Source organism: Mycolicibacterium doricum (genome assembly GCF_010728155.1).
Classification (GTDB): domain Bacteria; phylum Actinomycetota; class Actinomycetes; order Mycobacteriales; family Mycobacteriaceae; genus Mycobacterium; species Mycobacterium doricum.
Genome location: NZ_AP022605.1, coordinates 1,746,340 through 1,766,446, shown reverse-complemented (window position 1 = coordinate 1,766,446; position 20,107 = coordinate 1,746,340). Strand labels below are relative to the sequence as shown.

Below are 20,107 nucleotides of genomic sequence, written 5' to 3'. Positions count from 1 at the left end.
ACCAAACGCCGTGATAGAGACGATGCGATGCGTGCGGGTTTTCGCGGCGGGAGACGGACCGTCTGACTGGGACGGGCGCGATCACGACATCGCCGATGATTTGGCACTCCCAGCCGGGGCGGCGATGCCTGAGCCGGCACACTGGCCACAAGCTGCACGTCGTCAAGGAATGGCGCCTTGGCAGGATGGCCGCGTTCGGTTCGTCTTGCGCGGCCAGCGGACATTTGCTGACCCCTCCAGGCCCGAGCGGATCGGTACTCACGTTGCCATTCTCGGGCTGGTTGCCGCCGCGGCGCTGACTGCATGCACCAACGTCGGCGTGCCGGCCCCTACCCATCCACGAATCGTGTCGACGTCACAAACCATGACGCCGGCCACACCGGGCGCACCCGACCCGCTGCGTGTCAACCAGTGGGCGCTCGATGCGGCGCGCCTGCCCGGCGCGTGGGAGCACTCCACCGGCAGCGGGCAGGTGATCGCCATCGTCGACACCGGTGTCGACCCCGCCCACCCCGATCTGGCGGGCAAGCTGGTCGGCGGCTACGACGTGCTCACCAACAGCACGGAAGCCGCCGACCCCCATGGTCATGGCACCCACGTGGCAGGCATCGCGGCCGCGGCCGCCAACAACGGCATCGGCATCATCGGGGCCGCCCCCGACGCCAAGATCATGCCGGTGCGCGCCCTCGACGCCAACGGCGCCGGCAGCGACGACACCATCGCCGCCGGCATCGACTGGGCCACCGAGCACGGAGCGAACGTGATCAATCTGTCCCTGGGTGAGTCCGGTCTGGCGGGCCGGCTGAGCAAGGGCGGCCCGATCAACGCCGCGATCCGCCGTGCCGGCGCGGCTGGGGTCGTTGTCGTCGGGGCCGCCGGCAACGACAGCGACCGCAAGCGCGTGTACCGCATTGGGGTACCGGTCATGGTTGTCGTGGCGAGCGACCAGAACGGCCAGCCGACCGGCTTCACCAACACCGGCGACCTGCGGTCCATCGCCGCGCCAGGCCAGGACATCCTGTCCACCGCTCCGATCGGCCCGACCACCGGGTGGCCGCAGGGCACCGATGGATACGCCACACTGTCCGGCACGTCGATGGCCAGCCCGCTCGTCGCCGGCGTCGCCGCGCTGCTGCTCGCCCAGGGGCGCAGCGCCGAACAGGTGATGACCATACTCGCGGACACCGCGACCAACCCCAGCGCAGATCGACGACTTGGTGCCGGCATCATCGACGCCGCAGCCGCCGTCACCGCCTGAAACCTCAGACGCAACGATCCATCAGCGCTCGGACACCCGACCGCGCGGTCAAGTGACCTGCCGCGATCATCGTTTCGACAGCTACGCTGCGCCAGACTCGCGGCGATCCTTGGTGACGGCGGCCCTCGATGCGTGAATCGCTGCCCTGTCAGCAGTTGAGAGCCACCGTCTAGAGACGCCATCGGCCTCCGATCAGGACTCCATCGCCTGCAACCACATTTCCAGTACCGCGAGCTGCCACAACGCGTTCGACCCGAGAGTGGTCCGTTGGTCGTTGGGCGCGGCGAGCATCACCTCGACCGCTTTGGGTTGATAAAGGCCGCGCTGGCGAGCGGCCTTGTTGGTCAAAGATTCTCGCACCAGGTCGAGCACCTCGCCGTGCAGGTGGCGGATGCCCGGCACCGGGAAGTAGCCCTTCGTGCGGTCAATGACCTCGGCCGGCAACAGCGTGCGGGCCGCGTCTTTGAGCACCCCCTTGCCGCCGGAGGCCAGTTTCAGTTCGGGGGGACAAGTCGCGGCCAGTTCGACGAAGTCGTGGTCCAGGAACGGCACCCGGGCCTCCAGTCCCCAGGCCATCGTCATGTTGTCCACCCGCTTGACCGGGTCGTCGACCAGCATGACCGTCGTGTCCAGGCGCAGCGCGGCATCGACCGCGCTGTCGGCGCCGGCTGCTTCCTGGTGCGCCGCGACGAAGTCGTAGCTGACGTCGCGATCGAGGTGGAAGTCGGGTGCGAGGAGCGCTCGGATATCGTCGTGGGTGCGGTCGAAGAACACTTTCGCGTAGGCGTCAGTCACCTGGTTGCGGGCGACGCTGGCAAGCGGTGGATACCAGTCGTAGCCGGCGAGGATCTCGTCGGCGCCCTGACCCGACTGCACCACCTTGACCGACTTGCTCACCTCCTCGGACAAGAGGTAGAACGCCACACAGTCATGGCTCACCATCGGTTCGCTCATCGCCGCGATGGTGGGGGCGACCGCGGGAACCAACCTTGAGCTGTCGATATGGATGCGGTGATGCTCGGTGCCGAAGGTGTCGGCAACCAGATCGGAATACTGGTATTCGTCGCCGGATTCGCCGCCGGCAGAGTCGAATCCGATCGAGAAGGTCTCCAGTTCGGTTTGGCCCCGCTCGGCCAGCAGGGCGACGACGAGCGAGGAGTCGATGCCGCCGGAGAGCAGCACACCGACGGGCACATCGGCGACCATGCGCCGGTCCACCGCGGTGCGTAACGCGTCCAGCACGGCGTGTTGCCAGTCCCGGGCGGACCAGGAGGACCGCTCCGGTTGACGGCTGAACACCGGGTTCCAATACACGGTGTCCTCGTGCGTGCCGTCCGGCGCGATGACCCGGACGGTGGCCGGCGGCAGCTTCCGGACGCCCTGGTAGATAGTGCGTGGGGCGGGCACCACCGAATGAAACGTCATGTAGTGGTGCAGTGCGTGCCGGTCGATGTCGGTATCCACGTCACCGCCCCGAAGCAGTGCACGGATCGTGGAGGCGAAGCGGAGCCGACCCGCTGCCTCGGCCAGGTAGAGCGGTTTGATGCCCAGCCGGTCGCGGGCGAGGGCAACCACACCGGTGTCGCGGTCGGCGATCGCGAACGCGAACATGCCCTTGAACCGCTCGACGCACCGGGGTCCCCACCGGTGATAGGCCTTTATGACAACCTCACTGTCGGCGGTCGAGAAGAAGCCGTAGCCGGCATACTGCAATTCGGCGCGCAACTCATGGTAGTTGTAGATGCAGCCGTTGAAGACCAGTGTGAGCCCCAGTTCGCTGTCCACCATCGGCTGTGCACCGCAGGCCGACAGATCGATGATCGACAGGCGCCGGTGACCGAAGGCCACCCGGCCGTAGGCGACGACACCGTCGGAGTCCGGGCCCCGACTGGACATCGCCGCGGTCATGCGGTTGACCGCTGACAGGTCAGCCGACGTGCCGTCGAACGTGATGTCACCACAGATGCCGCACATCGCACCCCTCCTTCAGAACACCGGCTGCCCGGTACCGATCCAGGTATCTTTGCTGCCTCCACCCGACGAGGAGTTGACAATGCTCGAACCGCGTGTCGCGACCCGTGTCAGCGCGGCGGGCAGCACGTGCGCGGTGACAGAGTCACCGGTTCCCGGCCGCAGGTGAACGAAGGCCCTGAGATCGACGTGGTGTGGATACATTCCTTCACCGTCGAAAGTAGGGTGGGTGGACAGGCGCACCGTGTCCTGGGCGACGAATCGTTCTGGCTGCGTGAGCAGTTCGCGACGGCGCTGCTCGATCGCGGCGTCCGAGGATTCGGGTCCGATGAGCACACCGCTGCCGCCGAATCCGTCGATGGGCTTGACGACCAACTCAGCAAGATGAGCCAGGACGTGATCGCGTTCGTCGCGCTGTCCGCACACCCAGGTCCGCACCTGCGGCAGCAGCGGTTCCTCGCCGAGGTAGTACTTGATCATCGCCGGCACGCGGGGGTAGATCGCCTTGTCGTCGCCGACGCCGTTGCCGAGGGCGTTGGCGATCGTCAGGGTGCCCGACGCGAGCGCCTGAAGGAGGCCTGCGCGCAGTGGCTCCCCGTCATAGCCGGGCGACGACAGCAGCATGTCCTCGTCCATGCGCACATAGAGGACGTCGACACGGGTTTGGCCGCGCCCGAGGTGACGCCACAGGACGCCGTCGCGCACCGAGAGGTTCGAGGCATGCGCCAACGCGACGTTCATCTCCTCGGCCAGGAAGGTGTGTTCAAACCACGCCGAGTCCTCCCAGCCCGCAGACAACAGCACCACCTGCGGGTCGTCGGGCGCCTCCACCGGAGCGCTGGCGCGCAGCGTTTCGAAAAGCATGCGGGGCACATCGTCGACATCGGCCGTCGTCGCGGGACGGTGCCATTCGGGCACGTGCCGGTCCAGCAGGCGCCTGTTGGCGACCGCGTACGCAGTGCCGGACGGGATCCGCAGGTTGTCCTCCAACACCAGCCAATGCCCGTCTCGGTCGCAGATCAGATCGGTGCCGCTGATGTGGGCGCGTACCGGCCCGGCGAAGACGCGCCCCGTCGAGCGGAAGCCGGGGGCGCGGTCAAGCGCATGCTCGTCGAGGATTCCGTCGTGCAGGATCGCCTGCTCGGCATAGATGTCGCGAAGGAACTCGTTGAGAGCTCGGGCACGCTGAGCCAGGCCCACTGTCAGGGTGTGCCAATCCTCGGCGGTGATGATGCGGGGAACCAGGTCCACCGGGAACACCTGGGCCCGTTCCTGACCGTTGACGCGGAAGGTGATGCCCCCGGCGCGCTGGTCCTGCTCAATCGCACTTTCGCGGGCCCGCAACCTAGCGGCACCGAGGCTGGCCACGCTGTCGAAGATCGCCTTGTAGTGCCGGCGCGGTACGCCGCCGGGTTCGATGGCCTCGTCGTAGCAGACGGCGGGCTGCTGCGATTCGGTGTCGGCAGAGGCGGGGCCTTCAGCGACCTGGTAGCCGAACAGCAGGGAGGGGTCGGCGGCGGCGGCCGCCACGGTGGCAGGCCAGCGTCCCGCCGTCTCGGCGACGAGTTGGTCGACCACGTCGGTGAGTCGGCCCCTGCGGCGCAGCGCACGACGCTGGCGAGCGGCGGACGTTCCCGCCACGAGCACCTCTCGGACGAGCCCGCTGACCTTCGGCCAGTCGCCGAACTCCTCGAGCTGAGGCCGCAGGGACTCGACGAACGAGCTCACGACGGCGCTGGCGGGCCGACTGGCCGGGTGCTGGACGTCGACCAGCTCACCCTCCAGCCCAGAGCGCGCGGCCCGCCAGGTCGCTGCACGGCACAGTGTCGGGGAGATCACCGTCGCCGGCACACCGCGCCGCAGTGCGTCGACTTCACGTTGGACCACGGCGCGGAACAAGCCGGCGATCAACACGATCGTCGCGACGGATGGACAGCTGTCGCAAATGCGCAGCTCCAGCGTCGGCGCCGAATTCGACGGACGAACGTCGAAATACGCCATTCCGGCGTCGGTGATGACACCGCTGCGGATGAGATCCTGGATCAGGGCGTCGTACTCTGCGGCGGTCGCGACCGGCGCAGCCGGTCCCGTCGTCGGCCATCGTTGCCAGACAAGTGTCCGCACGCTGCTGTAGCCGGTGTCCGAGCCGTTCGACCAGAACGGCGAGCTCGCCGACAGCGCCAACAAGATGGGCAGGAACGGCGCCACCCGGTTGGCTGTCGCAACGGCCTCGTCCCGGTCGTCGACACCGACGTGGATTTGCGTGCCGCAGATCAGCTGCTCACGGGCCAGCAGCTGGTAGTCGGCCAGCATCTGGCGGTAGCGCGGAGTCGCGGTCACCTGCATCTCGGCGGGCACCGACAACGGCACCGCCCCCGCCGCCACCACCCCGATGCCCAGGGCCGACGCCGCATCGACCAGCACCCGGCGCCGCTCGCGTAGCTCATGGTCGAGGTCGTCGAGGGAGTGCGTGACCGCACTGTTCATTTCGACGACGCAGCGCTGCAACTCCGCCACGTAGCTGCTTGGCAAATCGCCGAGCAGTTCCGGCGCACGCGCCGTCAATCGCCGAGTGTTGAGGTCGACGAGGTGAAATTCCTCTTCCACTCCCAACGTCGATGGCATCGCCTCCAGCACCCAGGTCACGGTAATTGACGGTTCGTTACGGCAACGTTAAGGCGGATGCCGCTACGTAAACTCTCGCTCTCACTGGGGGCTATGACCCGAAGCGCGAAACCTGTGGGGCGACCGTGAATGCAAAACGTCACGCGGTAGTCACCACGGCGCACCACCCGCCGGCCCTCGAACTCGTATCGCAGCGGCTTGGATAGCCCAGCGATTCAAGGTCATCAGCGGACATGATCACCGCGCCACTCAGCCGTGGCGGGCGATCTGGATGACCTCGTGGGCTTTCCCCGCCCCATCGACATAGGCTGAAGCCTGTCCTTGGCCGCCGACAGCACAATATTCTTCACCATCACGGATTCTTCACCATCACGGATTCTTCACCATCACCGATTCTTCACCATCACGGGATTTTAGACGCACAAAAGGCCTCCCAGTAGCCCGGGGACCGGCCGATCGGCGCGGGTGAGGTCAACTGAGATGCGAGCCACCGCCGCCGAGATGGTACGGGCAAGTACGCAGAGTAATTGACCCCGTCGTGCAGCGCCCGCGCCGATCGATTCGCCAGCCTGATCATTGTGCGCCCAGGTTTCGTCGCAGGCGCGAAATGTCGACGCCTGTGCGACGACGCCTGCTGTTTCCTTGAGATTGCTCAGTCCGGCGTCTACGGCAGCGACTAACGCAGAACACTGGCGAGCATGCCCGCGCCCGCGGCGACCAGCTACTCTCTGCCGCACTCGCTGAATTTGCCGACGACATCCTCGAAGGCTGGGCTGACGCCCTCGAACCATGTTCGGCCGCGTGTTTTAGGCTCGTCGTCGGCGCGGCAATGCTGATACGTGATACACAAGGACGCACGCGTTCAGCGGCTCCCATTTGATCGCTAACTCACGTCGCTGAGACCGACTGATCCGCACCGGCACAACTGGCGCGGCGCTCACTAGCCTTCGATGTCGTCGATCCATTCGTCGGACGTGTCAAAGTCTTGCGCCCATTCCTTGAGGATGGCCGCGATTCCCTGTACGTCGATCTGCCCTTCGGCGACATCCACTTGAGGCCGACGACCTGGCCCGCTTCGGTATAGAGGTTGTAGCCGTTGACCATGTAGAACATCGCCGTCGCCATCCACGCCGTGCGCTTGTTGGCGGTGACAAACGGGTGGGTGCGGGCGAGCGCGTGCAGCAGCGCCGCCGCCTTTTCGTGGATGGTCGGGAAGGCGTCGGCGCCGTGCGCGCTCATCTGCGGACGGGTGACAGCAGCGTCGAGCAGTCCGAAATCGCGGAGTTGATCAGGGCCGACCAACCGTTGATTGATCGTGAGAACGTCGTCGGTAACGAGGTAGACGATCAACTACATGTCCGCCAGCTTGTCCAGCGCCACGTTGTGCTGCTGTAGGACGCGGGCGAACGCCGACTCCATGAGTTCGGTCCGCCCGTGATTCTTGAGGTATTCGATGAGGGCGCGCTTGATAACTTCGTTGGCCGATGTGTCGGTCACGAAGGCGTAGTTCTTCAGCGCGTCCGCAACTTCCCCAGGGAGCCGGACGGTCAGCCCAGTGGTGCGCTGGGCTGACTCATTGGTCACCGTACTCATGACACCATGGTGTCATGGTTGTCAGCCATTGTCACCCGTTGCCAGCCATTGTCACCCGCAGTGACCCATGATGAGCCGTAATCAGCCACTGTCGGCCCTTCACACTTGCCCGGGGTCAAGCTCGCGGGCGGGCTACTCGCCTGCGGCGACAACTTCATCGCGATCGTGAGCGAGATCGACGCCGTCGACGGCTGGAAGGTCGTCGCCCTGGCGCTCAACGGCGATGTTGCGTCACTCGCTCACCAGGTCCATGGCGACGAGGGCAGCAGTGGCTTGACCACTGAGTGGCGGGGATGCTCGACCGTAGCCGCGCAGAGGAAGGACGCGCAGAAGAAGGACGCGCAGAAGAAGGAGGGGAAGCAAGCTAGCAGCTGGCGGGCACACGACCGTGTCTGTCGGTCGCGGTCGCTACATTCTCATTGCATTCATTCAGACATTCTTGAGAGTCGGCGGCACCGTGGGGGCATAGCGAACCTATGTGGAGTGGCGGGAGCGGTGGCCGAAGATCGTTGTCAGCCGTCGAACGGACGAGGCGGTCGAGCTGTTGCAGCGTCGCTGTGGCTATTCGGCGGCGTATTCGAGGTTCTCGATCGCACGGCGCAGTGGGTTGCCTGCGGCAACGTATGAAGGGCCCTGGCGCCGGCAGTCACCCGGCCTGCCGCCATACCGCCGTCGCCGCTGCAAGGCCGAGGAGGCCCACGATCCGCGACTCCTCGTGCTGAACCGGCAGCTGGCGGCGGCCCTGTATCCCGACCACCCGCTCGCTCGCCGTGGTCGCGACGGGACGTGATAACCATTCCCGCATGGGGCTGGGCACGTCTACGCATTCCGTTCAAGGGCTATCGGGGCCGAAGCGTCTACCACTGCTGTCACATCCTCGACCACGAGGACGCGGGCATGACGGCCGTGGGCCCTACGTGCGATAGGCCGTCGACGCGCCATAAGCCATTGCGCGCGCCGACGTCGGTCGCGATGGGCCATCCCGCTTGTGGCCGCCTCAACGATATGACGTTGCGCGTCCGCCGTTTTCACCACGAGCGGGACCGACAGACTACGCCGGCCACCCAGCCGAGCTGAGCTCGGAGACGGCAACTGCCGCCTATCGCGGACCGCCGGCGGGCGTCGCAAGAACTTACTGCCCTGGTGCGGTGGCTCCGGGCGCCATCTGCCCGGGCGCCATACCCCGGTCCATCATGCCTGAGCCCATGGGCAAGTTGCACCTCGTCATCAGATCGTGCATCGGTCGGCGGATGTTCTGGAACGCAGCGGCCACGTCGGGATGAGTATCAGTGAATGACTGGATAGCGGCGTGCCGTTCCTGAGAAGTGGCCTTGCTTCTCGCATCGATGAAGACCTGCTGAACGTCGGGACGGGAGTCCAGGTAGTCGGCCATTTGCGTCATCACGCCGGCATGCACACGCATCACTGCTGCGGGAGAACACGGGTCCGGTGGCGGCGGTTGCGCAACCCCAGTGCCGGCTGCTGCCAGCCCAACAAAGCCCGCCGCCGCAACGGCAGTAGCTGCGCCAACGACACGGCGTCTTGGCCACAACTGCAGACTCCTATTCACTCGATCTCTCCTCTCGTAGTGCTGATGGCCAGCTACCGCCCGTTGCCGGCAAAGGTACACCCAATAATATGCACACTGCCGCCGGAGCTGTGCCTGCCGCCAGACGCATTGGCATGAGTTTCTAAAGTGTCTATACACCGCCGGCTGGCCCACTGAGGATGAGAAGCGACGCGAGCCAGGCCAGGCGGTGGGGTTGTTCCGCTACCAGTTGATCTGCACTGGACGCCGACCTCTCGGCGAAGTGCAACGCATCTTGCGGGCCAGCGCGGGGTTGGGGATGAATCGCCGCTCGGGGACCTCTCTCACGAAAATTGGGTGCCCACCGCTGGTAACCGATCGGTGCCGGGTGTTATCCGGCTTCGATGAGTGCTCGAAGTGCGGTTGGTCGACCAGCGCGTATGCCAAGCAGTTGCGTCAGCGCCGCGGGATGTGTGGTCGAGGTGGACTCGCCGATCCGCGCCTGACCGAGCGCGTGAGCATGGATGGTTCACATTGGCCCGGGTGTTCCTCCTCGGCATCATCAGCTGTTCGCTGGTGGGGATCTTCATCAGCAAATCCCGCCAGCAATGCCGTTGCTGCAGCGGTCAACACCAACGGCCCGGCCGTCGGCCTGCAGTTCATCTCGGGGACCCATGTGCCGTTGGTCGCGTTGCCGACACGGATGTCGGTCGCAGGCTCGGTCTTCCCGGTGAAGTGGATGGCGCAGGGATCCGCACCGTCCTCCTGCCCGAGCAGATGTTCGCCTTGGGCGACCCTGGCGCGTTCGCCATGAACTCACCCGGCTGGGCTGATTCAGATGCTCCAGGTGGTGGTCTCGCGAACGGAGCGCCGCTCGAGCACCGGCAGCGGAGGGCCGTCGGCCGGAGCCCAACCCACCCGGATCAACACCTGCGGATACGCGTCGCCGTCGAAGACCTCGCATGCCAACGACAGTCGACTGCGGGTGTCGCTCAGCGGCGTCGTAAGCGGACAGGTGGCCAACCCCATCGCCGTGGCCATCAGCATGAGCTCACTCATGATCTCGCCGGCGCGCAGCTGCGCGAGATCGTTGTTCGCCTCGGTGGCGAGCACCACCAGCACCGCATCGTCGGCCGGTGCGTCCACTGTCCGGCCGTACTGCAACACCACGTCGCCTTGGGTGGACCGGCCCCAGCCAGCTTTCGGAACCACACCGAACCGCACACCGTCGCGTTCCGCACGCACAAGCAACAACTCCAGCGAGCCCTCAGGAAGCGGCTGCGCCCGATAGCGACGCCGGTCGGCCCGCCGCTGTGGGATCGCCGCCGCCAGTTCGTTGTCACGAACGCTCGGCGGCGCCTCGATCAGTTCAATCAGCGCCAGATGGTCGGCATCGTCACGAGCCGGGAACCGGTGCACCCGCGGAGCCCATCCGACGGCGGCGAACGCCACCGCGCAGTGGTGCAGCACCGCACCACAACTGACCAGGACGTCGCGGCGATCACCCTCGCTGTCCCCCAGTCGGCGACTCCAGTCGGTGAACAGGTCGACGCCGCCGGACGTGACGCGCCAGTGCCAGGGCTGCGCGTTCTGGGCCGAGGGTGCCCGAGCGGCAGTGTCCAGGGCACGCTCGAGCGTCGCCACATCGGGCATGGAACCCGCCAGGTGTCTCACCTCCGCCGGACGCAGTCGTCGATCGATGATAGTGGCACCTGTGACCACTCGTGATGAAGTGGCACCTATGACCACCCGTATTGTTAAGGACGTTGGCCATTCCGCCGGCCGTGGTCGCCCGCGTCGGCGGTGATCTGAACGAAGCTCGAAGACCTCCACCGCGCACTGACCCGTATCAACATCGCTGCCCAAGCGGCAGGCGCCCTCGACCTCTGACCACCCACCACGCCCAGGAGCCACCATGGCCGACGCCCGACCGTCGTTCTTCCAGCGCATCGCCTACGCCTACGGCCGACGGCTGCCCGCATCGATGAGTCGCTGGGTCGCCGAGGACCTCGCCGGGCACGGCGCCGTCCGCAGGCACATGATCCGCATGGCGATTCCACCGCTGCTGGTGCTGGCTCCGCTCTGGCTGCTGCCCACGTCCTTCTACGTGCGCCTGGAGATGACCGCACCGATCTACATCTGGGCGCTGCTGATGGCCCTCGCACTGAACAAGGTGTGGCGCCGTCACCGGTTGGCCCAGCACAACCTCGATCCCGAGCTGGTCGACGTGATCCAGCGCCAGAAGGACGCCCACATCCATGAGAGCTACGCCCGTCGCTTCGGACCCCGCCCGGAAGAGGCCAAGTGGCAACAGAACAGCAGTCCGTTTTGACCCGGTAGCACCGGCGCTACGGCGATTTGGAGAAGGCTTCCGCCGGGCAGTACATTGTCCGACGGCCCGATCCCCGCTGCAGAAAGCCCACGAACATGCCTGCCACGATTCGGAGCAGCCACGGATGCCGTCGCCGATCCAACTCGCGCGGCGCACGTCGCCGAACCTTTCCCCCCATGGCCGGCCAAGCCTTCGAGATCGTCGTGACCCGTGACACGACCGGGTGGACGGTGACCGTCCCGGAACTCGGCTCTGTCACCCACCGCGCCGACCGCGCCGAGGTGGAGATGGCCGCCCGCGACCTCATCGCCCGCCACACCGGCATCCCGCACGGATTTGTCGCCGTCTGGTCACGGGACTGAGCCCTCGGAATAGAGCCCTCGGAATAGGTTGGTCTCCAACAAGGTTCCGCAACCCCACCGAAGCTCAATCGTGACGTGGCACGCCGTCAGGAGCCCGTGCCGCACAGCGTTCGGCACATATTGTCGGGCGATGCGGGTTGTCCTGGTCGCCACGGCCGTGGTGGGCTCACTGTTCACCATAGGTTTCGCACCGGGCGTCGCCTCGGCGGCGCCGACCACCACCACCGAACCCGTTGAGCGCCCGCTGAGTTCGGCCGAAGTGCTGGTTCACAGCCGGTTCGACATCGTCAACGGCGAACCGTTGGGCTTCGAGGCCTGGAGCCCGCTATCCGACACCGCCGGCGTCCGTGTCTACTTCCTCTCGGGTACGCCCGCCTGCTACGGCGTCCGAACCGTCACCACCGAGACCGTCGACACTGTCACCGTCGACCTGCAGTCGGGCTTCCTGCCCGAAGCTGCCGACCGCATGTGCACCGCCAAGGCCGTCCTGGCCGCCACGGACGTCGCACTCGACGCTCCACTGGGCGTCAGAAAAGTCCTCAGCAGGTATTGAGACCGCCCGACAGTTATCTCCGGCCGAGGTCGGGCGTCCTCCGCACTCACCACCGGCTTCACCGAGCACGTGCTCTCGGTGCTGGCCTCGGCGTGAGTAGCTAGGTCCCGAGACCAGTAGACGGACCGAACTGATCACCAGGACGACCGCGATGCAACAGTAGACCGCATCCTTGAACACTCGCCCCAGCGGCAGACGCCGCCCGAGCCGGCCAGCGGTCGATTCACCCGCGCGAGAACCACGAACAGGGCTAGCGCAGCGCGGCGAGGTTGCTGACCGATTTGCGCACGTCGGACTCGATCACCTTCGCCACCAGCGACCCAACCCGGGTGTTGAGCAGACCACCGGACAGGTCGGCGATGACCCGAAACTTCGAGCCGATGTTCGGCTCTTCCTCTACGTGCAACGAGAGCGCGATGCGGATCGCCGGGAATCCGGTCCCGATCAGCTCGATCTCCTTGAGTTCGTCGTACCGGGTGACCCGCCAGTGGATGGTGTTGCGGAATCCCTTGACCTTGATCAGAGACGACACGCAGGTGCCGACCTCGATCTCGGCGGGTACCTGGCTGCGCCATCCTCCGAAGATGGTCAGCCACTCGTCGAACCGCCGGAGATTGGAGGCCAACTCCCACGCCCTCTCCGGCGTGAGGTCCGATGAGACAGCCACGTCGACCGATGCCATGCCACCCTGACTACCCTGGCCGCGGCGTCAGGTAAACGACGTGCGCGGATTCGGGACGGTACACACGTGACGCGCGACACGGTCGCACACCACCGCACCGGTTCCACGCGCCGGGATCGGCGATTGCTTAACCGTAGTCCGCTGCTCTGTGATCTGCGGAGGCTGCTTTCTGACCCTCTGCTCGAAGTGGTCCGCCTGACCGACTTCGCCAAGCGCAAACGGGACACAAGCTGGATGGGTTCCGGTTCCGGCTTTTGTCGTCTTCTGACGGAATTCGGCGATCCGCGTCTCTCCAGGCGCCCGATAAGGGGATCATGGTGCCGATTGACGCGCGGGCAAGGGGGTACCCGCGGGGTGTCGGGATGGCAAGCGAGGGGGAACTCGTGGACATCGGCAAGGCGGCCTTCGTGGTCGTCGCAACCGCGCTCTCGGTCAGCTGGTGCGGGTACCGTCTGGACGTTGGTTTGGCCCACCCCGGGCCGGCCGCCCAACCGGCCGAGACCCGAACCATAGCAGCATCCGCCGCGGCATCCGAGGCGCCGAAGGTCCGGAACAACGTGTCTGTCGCCGCGGCGCACCTTGGTGTCCCCCCGAACGCCGACGGCGACCCCGCCTGCCCGCCGACGCTCGCGTGGGGCCGGCAACCAGACGGCGACGGCGTAATGGTCACGGTGCTGGTCGACGATGCGACCGCCGTCACCGTGCTGGTGCGCACCAGCACCGGTGTCGACGTCGCCGACCGTGCGATCCTCGATCGCGGCGACCTCCGCCTGTTCGAATTCCCAAGGATCGACGCCGCCGCGGTACGAGAGGTCCTGATCATGACGAACACCCAGCGCTGTTTCGCGGTCGCCGATCCACTGACGTTCAAGTGAGGCCGCGGGCGTCGTTCCGCAGCACCGACGCGCAAGACTGTCCGTCGGCGGCGTTTGTGACATGTTCGGCGGGGGAACACACCGCAACATGCTTATTCGACGTATCGCGCGACCCATGTTGTCTGCTGTGTTCATCGGGCGTGGAGTGGAGGCTCTGCGGAGCCCCCAACGGGCTGTCGACGCGGCCAAGCCAACGCTCGAAGGTTTGAGCAAGCTGCCTGATCCGGTCGGCACGAACGTGCCCACCAATGCCGAGACCGTCGCCCGCATCGCCGCGGGCGTGCAGATCGGTGGTGGGCTGCTGCTGGCCTCCGGCAAGCTGCCCCGCCTCGCGTCCGCAGCGCTGGCGTTCAGTGTGGTGCCCGGCAGCCTCGGCGGCCACATGTTCTGGACCGAGACCGACCCGGAGCGTAAGGCCGAGGAGCGCCGCGCCTTCCTCACCGACGTCAGCCTGATCGGCGGCCTGATCATCGCGGCCGTGGATACCGAGGGCAAGCCGTCGCTGGGTTGGCGCAGTCGGCGGGCCGCGCAGAAGGTCACCGCGGCCCTGCCGGTCGGCGCGGCGGCGGGCGGGTCGCTGGCCGACAGTGAGTTCGCCGAGAAGCTTGGCCACGGCCTGCACGTCGGTGCCGAGCGCGGACGCGAGCTGGCGGGCGTCGCGCGGGAACGCGGCGCCGAGCTCGCCGAGGTCGCGACCAAGCGCGGCGCCGAGCTCGCCGAGGTCGCGACCAAGCGCGGCGCCGAGCTCGCCGAGGTCGCGAGCAAGCGCGGCGCCGAGCTCGCCGAGGTCGCGAGCAAGCGCGGCGCCGAGCTCGCCGAGGTGGCCCGCGATCGCGCACCCGAACTGGCCGATGTCGCCAAGGGACGCAGCGCCGAACTGGCTCTGCTGGCCCGCGAGCGGGCCAACGAACTGGCCGAGACCACCCGAAAGCAGACCAAGCAGTCCAAGAAGCAGGTCCGCAAGGAGGCCAAGCGCCGGCTTCACTGACCGTCGTCGATCCTGTCGAACCGGGCGCGTTGAAGCGCCCGGTTCGTCGTCTTCCGGCGGTAGATTCGTTCCCACCCACTACGCGGTCAGGAGCGGATGCAATGACAACCGGTGACTACCCCCCTCAACCGGGCCAGCCGCAGTATGGCCCCCAATCGCAGTACGGGCAGCAGCCGCCGTACGGCCAGCCCGGCGGCTACCCGCCGCACGCTGGCGGACAGGTACCCGGCAGCCTCGGGATGCGTTTCCTGGCCCGGTTGATCGACGGCATCGTCGTCGGCATCGTCGGCGGTCTGCTGATCGCACTGACCGATTCGATGTCCAACTTCTGGGTCACCGGCCTGTTCACCGGGGTGCTGTCGTTCCTGTACTACGTCGTCTTCGAGGTGACGCAGGGCTGGACGCCGGGTAAGAAGCTGCTGGGGATGAGCGTGCGCGGTCCCGGCGGTGCGGCCAAGCCCTCGGCGTCCCAGTCGGCCATTCGCAACTTGTTCACGCTGCTGCCCATCATCCCGTTCATCGGTGGCCTGCTCGGCGTCATCGCGATCATAGTGATCGCGGTGACCATCAACAGCAGCCCGACCAAGCAGGGCAAGCACGACGAGATGGCCGGCGGCACGCAGGTGGTCAAGGGTTGAGATGCGCTGAGACCAGACCCTGAGTACCAGACTGGGAAGTTCCCCGACTACCGTCCGGGGGACTTCTGCTTGGCCGTGCCGACCTCATGATCGGCCGCCTCGGCGTTGGTGGTTGACTTTCCGATGTGAGGAGACGCCCGGACCTGGCCCGCCGCCTGTTCGACCGCATCGAACCCGTGCACGCCGTCACGTATTTCGCCCCCGAATCCCGTTCGGCCCTCGAGGGACTCGGCTACCGCGGATTCTGGATGGGATACTTCGCCGCGCGGTCTGCACCGCTGGGCCGGGTTCCCGCCGACGTGGTGACCGCGATCTTCTACAACTTCACCCCTGAACGGGTCGGCAAGGCGCTACCCGCCGCGTGGGAGGTCGCTCCGCCGGAGGCGGCGCTGAAGGCCAGGGAGCGGTCGGCGGTGGCGGCTCTCGGCCGGTGCGGTGTGGGTTACGACGAACGGGTTCGCACTGCAGCCGCCCTGACCGCGAAGGCGGCGCGCGATCTGCCCGTGGACGGTCGACCGCTGTACGCGGCGAACAAGTCACTGGATTGGCCTGAAGACCCCGTCGCCGTCCTCTGGCACGCGACCACCCTGCTGCGCGAGCACCGCGGCGACGGGCACGTCGCCGTGCTGGCCGCCGCCGGATTGAGCGGCCGTGAGTGCAATGTGCTGCACGCTGCCGCTGGCCGGGTGCCGCGCGAGATGATCATGCGCAGCCGCGATTACGACGACGACCAGTGGCAGCACCACACCGACCGCCTGGCGGAGCGGGGTCTGCTCGACCCCACCGGCGCGCTCACTTCGTCAGGGCAGGCGTTCAAACAGCAGATCGAGGACTCGACCGATGCGCTGGCGCTCAGTGCTCTGGACGCCCTCGACGACGACGAGACCGAGACGCTATTCCAGACGCTGACGCCGGTTACCCGTGCGGTCATCGCCGCGGAGATCGTCCCCATCGCCACTCCGATGGGGCTGTCCCGCGACGATCTCGAGGACTGAAGCGCCCACCTGGCCTGACCCAATTGATCTCCCAGCGGTCGGCGCGGAAGCCGTCGACCACCACTCGCGGCACCGTCGTAGAGCACCGGCAGTGGGCCGTCCACCGGCTTCTCCTGGGCGACCACGTTGAGAGTCAGGCAGTCCTCGCTCATCTGCTGACGCGTGCCCACACCGAGGAGCGTGCACTTCGGGTCCTGGGGCGCAGTTGCCCACGCTGTGGCGGTACCTGACCCCGCGCCAGGGCTCGGCGGGCAGTGGGGCGCGGAACCTGCGGCGCCCCACCGGTGGCTGAGCGTAGGGAATCGCTTAGCCAGCGGTGCACCCGGTCGCGGGTGAACCCCTCGATCGTTCCAGTGCCGATGGTTGCGCGGGTGGTGTGCTCGTGGATCTTCTGACGGGAGCGAACACGTCCCGCCGACGCGCCTGGCCGGGGTGGGCGTGTCGGCCCGCTAGCCTGTCGACCATGCGGATTGCTGTGATGGTCGCGGCGGCTGCGCTGGTCGCGGGCTGTTCCCAGGTGGTCGACGGGCAGGCGCGGCAGACGGAGCCGGCCGTGTCGGCGCCCTCCGGCACCACGCGCACCCCGCCGTCTTCGACGTCGAAACCCCCACCGGCCAGTGCCCCGTCCGCCCGAGCCACGATCGGCGAGGTGATCCGGTGGATCGAGGCCGCGCCTCCCGCCGCACCCGACGATTTCCGCACGGTGATCCGCGACGGGACCGGCACCGAGCTCGGGGACGGCGTCGCGTTCACCACTCCGACCGGCACGTCCAAGTGCGTCACCGACCGCCGCGCCGAGGGGGCACTGACCTGTCTGGTGGACCTGCAGCAGCCGCCGGCGCGTCCACCCGACGTGTACGGCGAATGGAAGGGCGGGTGGGTCGACTTCCCGGGCGCCACACTGGACGTGGGCTCTGCCCACGCCGATCCCGGTCCCTTCTCCGACGGTTTCGGTGTCGAACTGCCGTACGGGCGGGCGCTGAACTTCGGTGACTACCGGTGCCGCGCTGACCAGTCTGGGCTGTTCTGCGTCAACTACGCCCACCAGTCCGCGGCGCGGTTCAGCGACGCGGGGATCGCACCGTTCGGTTGTCTGCGGCAGGTGTCGCCGCCACCTGAGGTCGGCGCCCGGTTCAGCTGCTGACCCTCCGCACACAGTGTGCCGAGCGGTGCGGGTGGCCTCGTGGTACGGCGTCGAGACCCTGATGACAGCGCGTCGGCCGACGAAATCACCGCGTCGTCAGTAGATCGTTCTCGGTGACGGTTGCCATCGCCAGCGTGCGGTATCCGTAATCATCGAACAGCACGGTGACGCGGTCGGTGTCACCACCGATCACCACGCCGTCGCCCCACTCTCTGTGTGCGACCGCGGTGTTGATTGGGATGGCGGACGGTCCGCCGGTGTCCTCGCCGGCGGCCTGGCCGCCGTCACGGCAGCGGTCACAGTTGCCACACGGGCCGGGTAGCGCCTGGCCGAAGTAGGTGAGCAGGAACTGCCGCCGGCAGTGCCGTGACTCGGCGTAACCCCGCATCATCTCGACGCGACTGCGGTCCACGCGTTCGCGCGCCTCCACCACCTCGATCGCGGCATTTACCGCATCCCGGGGCGGGATTCCGTTGGAGAGGAATCCTTTTCGCGTCGACCGGACCGCGCCCGCCTGTTCGAGGAGGTTGATCGCGTTGGTCAGCCGGCGTGCCCGCACGTCGAGTCGTTGGCGAAGCGCCTTGGCCCGGGTGGACTTTTTGGTGTCGAGCGCCTGGTAAACGGCGTTCACTAGTTCGGCGTCGGGACGGTGGGTGGTGAAGAAGCGGGCCAGCCCCAGGTCCTCGGCGCGGTAGAACAGCAGCACGCGCGCCGGGTCACCGTCGCGCCCGGCCCTGCCGATCTGTTGGTAGTAGGAGTCCAGTGAATCGGGCACCGACGCGTGCACGACGAACCGCACGTTGGGTTTGTCGATCCCCATGCCGAACGCCGAGGTCGCCACGACCACGTCGACGTCGTCGTTGCGGAATCTCTCGTGGACGCTGTCGCGTTCGGCCGCCGCCAATCCGGCGTGGTACACCGCCGTACGCACCTCGTGCCGGCCCAGCGCTTCGGCGTAGCGTTCGGCGTCCTTGCGTGTGGCGGTGTAGAGCAGGCCGGGAGCCTCAAGGTCGGCGACGGTGTCCACCACCGCTGCGCGTTTGTCGGGGTCGCTGACGAACTGCTGCACCTCGAGCGTCAGGTTCGGCCGGTCGAAGCCGCCCACCACCAGCAATGGGTCCCGCAGCTTCAGCCGTTCGACGATTTCGCGGCGGACCACGACCGACGCGGTGGCGGTGAGCGCCGCGACCGGCGCGCCGTTGGCGAACCGGGCGAACGCGTCGGCCAACCGCAGGTAGTCGGGACGGAAGTCGTGCCCCCACGCGGAGACGCAGTGCGCTTCGTCGACGACGATCAGCGATACCGACACCTCGGCGAGACGGGCGACCACCTCGTCGTTGGCCAGCTGTTCCGGTGAGACGAAGATGTACTCCGCCTCATGGTTGCCCACCGCCTCCCAGTTGTCCTGGGTCTCGGAGGTCCGCTGCTGGGAGTGGATCGCGACGGCCTCGGGGGCGCGGGTGTCGGCCAGGCCGGCGATCTGGTCCTGTTGGAGCGCGATCAACGGCGAGACCACCACGGTGGCGCCGTCGAGCAGCACCGCGGGAACCTGGTAGATCGCGGACTTGCCGGATCCGGTCGGCAGCACCGCGAGCAGGTCGCGGCCGGCCAGGACGGCCTCCATCGCCTCGAGCTGTTCGGGGTGCAGTTCGTCCCAGCCGAACACCCGTCGGGCCGTGCGGGTCAGCTCCGCCGCATACCTGTGTTCTGAAACCACCGCGCCCAGTTACCCGTCCCGCGACCGGGAAAACCTAACGCCAGCCGTCGGCCGCCCTGGCCGCCCGCATCAGGGCGTCGCACAGCTGACGAAGCTCCTCGGATCCGGCGCCTTCGTCGATCGCGGTTGCGACGTCTTCGGCCGCACAGCGCACCTCGAAAACCCGGTCGGCCAGCAGGGCGGCCTCCTCGGCGGTCAGCACGACGGCGTCCGGGGACAGCGAGGTTCCGCGGACCATCGCGCGCTGCTCATAGGCGCGTTGGCGGCACGACTGCCTGCAGTACTGGCGGCGACGGCCAAGACCTGCGTCGGCGACCTCGCGGCCGCACCAACGGCACGGCTGGGGGCGGGTACGCCGTCTGCTCGCGGTCTCCACGGATTCAGACTGTAGACGGGTCACCCCGCCGATCCCGGTATCATGGAGGGTCGAGTCGGGAACCGTTCGCGGCTCCGCCGCGTTGATAATCCGGCAAGAATATTTTCGATGAGGAGTGTTGACGATGGCTGATCGAGTCCTGAGAGGCAGTCGCCTCGGAGCTGTGAGCTACGAGACCGACCGCAACCACGACCTGGCGCCACGTCAGGTCGCCCGGTACCGCACCGACAACGGCGAAGAGTTCGACGTCCCGTTCGCCGACGACGCCGAGATACCCGGCACGTGGCTGTGCCGCAACGGCCTGGAGGGCACCCTGATCGAGGGTGACGTCCCGGAGCCGAAGAAGGTCAAGCCGCCGCGCACCCACTGGGACATGCTGCTCGAGCGGCGCAGCGTCGAGGAACTCGAGGAACTCCTCAAGGAGCGCCTCGAGCTGATCAAGACCAAGCGGCGCGGCAGCTGAGCGCCGG

Annotated in this window: 20 protein-coding genes and 2 pseudogenes; 12 read left to right on the top strand and 10 right to left on the bottom strand. The window is 67.2% G+C overall.

All coding sequences use genetic code 11. The features are described 5' to 3' along the window. Positions 1-346 precede the first annotated feature (346 nt). Positions 347-1,258, top strand: a complete 912-nt coding sequence (locus G6N07_RS08785) for a S8 family serine peptidase (protein ID WP_163784147.1) — start codon at positions 347-349, stop codon at positions 1,256-1,258. A 192-nt stretch (positions 1,259-1,450) separates the two neighbouring features. Here G6N07_RS08785 and G6N07_RS08780 read toward each other — a convergent pair whose 3' ends face one another. The 4 genes from G6N07_RS08780 to G6N07_RS08765 all read right to left on the bottom strand — a co-directional run bounded on the left by G6N07_RS08780 (position 1,451) and on the right by G6N07_RS08765 (position 7,447). Next, complete coding sequence (locus G6N07_RS08780; protein WP_085191630.1) at positions 1,451-3,232, bottom strand: N-acetylglutaminylglutamine amidotransferase; 1,782 nt, start codon at positions 3,230-3,232, stop codon at positions 1,451-1,453. Positions 3,233-3,244: 12 nt separating this feature from the next. Further along, complete coding sequence (locus G6N07_RS08775; RefSeq protein ID WP_308214554.1) at positions 3,245-5,866, bottom strand: glutamate--cysteine ligase; 2,622 nt, start codon at positions 5,864-5,866, stop codon at positions 3,245-3,247. 876 nt (positions 5,867-6,742) lie between these two features. Further along, positions 6,743-7,156 (bottom strand): type II toxin-antitoxin system death-on-curing family toxin, encoded by a 414-nt coding sequence (locus G6N07_RS08770; protein ID WP_235849809.1) that lies wholly within the window; start codon positions 7,154-7,156, stop codon positions 6,743-6,745. A gap of 48 nt (positions 7,157-7,204) precedes the next feature. Next, a complete protein-coding gene (locus G6N07_RS08765) occupies positions 7,205-7,447 on the bottom strand; it encodes a ribbon-helix-helix domain-containing protein (RefSeq protein ID WP_085191628.1) in 243 nt (80 codons plus the stop codon). 786 nt (positions 7,448-8,233) lie between these two features. Between G6N07_RS08765 and G6N07_RS08760 the strand changes: the two genes are divergently transcribed. Next, entirely contained in the window at positions 8,234-8,524 is a 291-nt protein-coding gene (locus G6N07_RS08760; RefSeq protein ID WP_235849799.1) for a cupredoxin domain-containing protein, read from the top strand. A gap of 55 nt (positions 8,525-8,579) precedes the next feature. On the opposite strand, the gene G6N07_RS20715 is transcribed toward G6N07_RS08760, so the two are convergent. After that, on the bottom strand, positions 8,580-9,017 hold the full coding sequence (locus tag G6N07_RS20715; RefSeq protein ID WP_263858037.1) for a hemophore-related protein: 438 nt from the start codon (positions 9,015-9,017) through the stop codon (positions 8,580-8,582). Between the two features lie 792 nt (positions 9,018-9,809). After that, a complete protein-coding gene (locus tag G6N07_RS08750) occupies positions 9,810-10,640 on the bottom strand; it encodes a nitroreductase family protein (protein WP_275990945.1) in 831 nt (276 codons plus the stop codon). Between the two features lie 107 nt (positions 10,641-10,747). On the opposite strand from G6N07_RS08750, the pseudogene G6N07_RS20950 reads away from it, so the two are divergent. The 4 genes and pseudogenes from G6N07_RS20950 to G6N07_RS08730 all read left to right on the top strand — a co-directional run. After that, positions 10,748-10,865 (top strand): annotated as a pseudogene (locus G6N07_RS20950) (MarR family transcriptional regulator); the annotation flags it as partial. Positions 10,866-10,890: 25 nt separating this feature from the next. Next, positions 10,891-11,307 (top strand): DUF5313 domain-containing protein, encoded by a 417-nt coding sequence (locus G6N07_RS08740; protein ID WP_085191621.1) that lies wholly within the window; start codon positions 10,891-10,893, stop codon positions 11,305-11,307. 176 nt (positions 11,308-11,483) lie between these two features. Then, on the top strand, positions 11,484-11,669 hold the full coding sequence (locus tag G6N07_RS08735) for a hypothetical protein (RefSeq protein ID WP_085191619.1): 186 nt from the start codon (positions 11,484-11,486) through the stop codon (positions 11,667-11,669). A 130-nt stretch (positions 11,670-11,799) separates the two neighbouring features. After that, positions 11,800-12,222 carry a hypothetical protein gene (locus G6N07_RS08730; protein WP_085191617.1) on the top strand — a complete coding sequence of 141 codons (423 nt, stop codon included), beginning with the start codon at positions 11,800-11,802 and terminating at the stop codon, positions 12,220-12,222. A gap of 250 nt (positions 12,223-12,472) precedes the next feature. Here the strand turns inward: G6N07_RS08730 and G6N07_RS08725 are convergent, their stop codons facing one another. Then, positions 12,473-12,904, bottom strand: coding sequence for a type II toxin-antitoxin system Rv0910 family toxin (locus G6N07_RS08725; protein ID WP_085191615.1), 432 nt, complete (start codon positions 12,902-12,904; stop codon positions 12,473-12,475). A 362-nt stretch (positions 12,905-13,266) separates the two neighbouring features. Here G6N07_RS08725 and G6N07_RS08720 point away from each other — a divergent pair, with 362 nt between their 5' ends. The 4 genes from G6N07_RS08720 to G6N07_RS08705 all read left to right on the top strand — a co-directional run bounded on the left by G6N07_RS08720 (position 13,267) and on the right by G6N07_RS08705 (position 16,400). Beyond that, a complete protein-coding gene (locus G6N07_RS08720) occupies positions 13,267-13,779 on the top strand; it encodes a hypothetical protein (RefSeq protein WP_235849797.1) in 513 nt (170 codons plus the stop codon). Positions 13,780-13,867: 88 nt separating this feature from the next. Next, positions 13,868-14,767, top strand: coding sequence for a DoxX family protein (locus G6N07_RS08715; protein WP_085191657.1), 900 nt, complete (start codon positions 13,868-13,870; stop codon positions 14,765-14,767). A 101-nt stretch (positions 14,768-14,868) separates the two neighbouring features. After that, entirely contained in the window at positions 14,869-15,405 is a 537-nt protein-coding gene (locus G6N07_RS08710; RefSeq protein WP_085191613.1) for an RDD family protein, read from the top strand. Positions 15,406-15,530: 125 nt separating this feature from the next. Continuing rightward, a complete protein-coding gene (locus tag G6N07_RS08705; RefSeq protein WP_085191611.1) occupies positions 15,531-16,400 on the top strand; it encodes an SCO6745 family protein in 870 nt (289 codons plus the stop codon). Between the two features lie 80 nt (positions 16,401-16,480). On the opposite strand, the pseudogene G6N07_RS08700 reads toward G6N07_RS08705, so the two are convergent. Beyond that, positions 16,481-16,788, bottom strand: a pseudogene (locus G6N07_RS08700) (carboxylesterase family protein); the annotation flags it as partial. Between the two features lie 75 nt (positions 16,789-16,863). Between G6N07_RS08700 and G6N07_RS08695 the strand changes: the two are divergent. After that, positions 16,864-17,544 carry a hypothetical protein gene (locus G6N07_RS08695; protein ID WP_179959964.1) on the top strand — a complete coding sequence of 227 codons (681 nt, stop codon included), beginning with the start codon at positions 16,864-16,866 and terminating at the stop codon, positions 17,542-17,544. Positions 17,545-17,629: 85 nt separating this feature from the next. On the opposite strand, the gene G6N07_RS08690 is transcribed toward G6N07_RS08695, so the two are convergent. Beyond that, positions 17,630-19,261: a RecQ family ATP-dependent DNA helicase gene (locus G6N07_RS08690; RefSeq protein ID WP_085191607.1), complete on the bottom strand. Its 1,632-nt coding sequence runs from the start codon at positions 19,259-19,261 to the stop codon at positions 17,630-17,632. A gap of 34 nt (positions 19,262-19,295) precedes the next feature. Then, positions 19,296-19,661, bottom strand: coding sequence for a hypothetical protein (locus G6N07_RS08685; RefSeq protein ID WP_085191605.1), 366 nt, complete (start codon positions 19,659-19,661; stop codon positions 19,296-19,298). Positions 19,662-19,761: 100 nt separating this feature from the next. On the opposite strand from G6N07_RS08685, the gene rbpA reads away from it, so the two are divergent. After that, entirely contained in the window at positions 19,762-20,100 is a 339-nt protein-coding gene (rbpA, locus tag G6N07_RS08680; protein WP_085191603.1) for an RNA polymerase-binding protein RbpA, read from the top strand. The last annotated feature ends 7 nt before the right edge of the window (positions 20,101-20,107 follow it).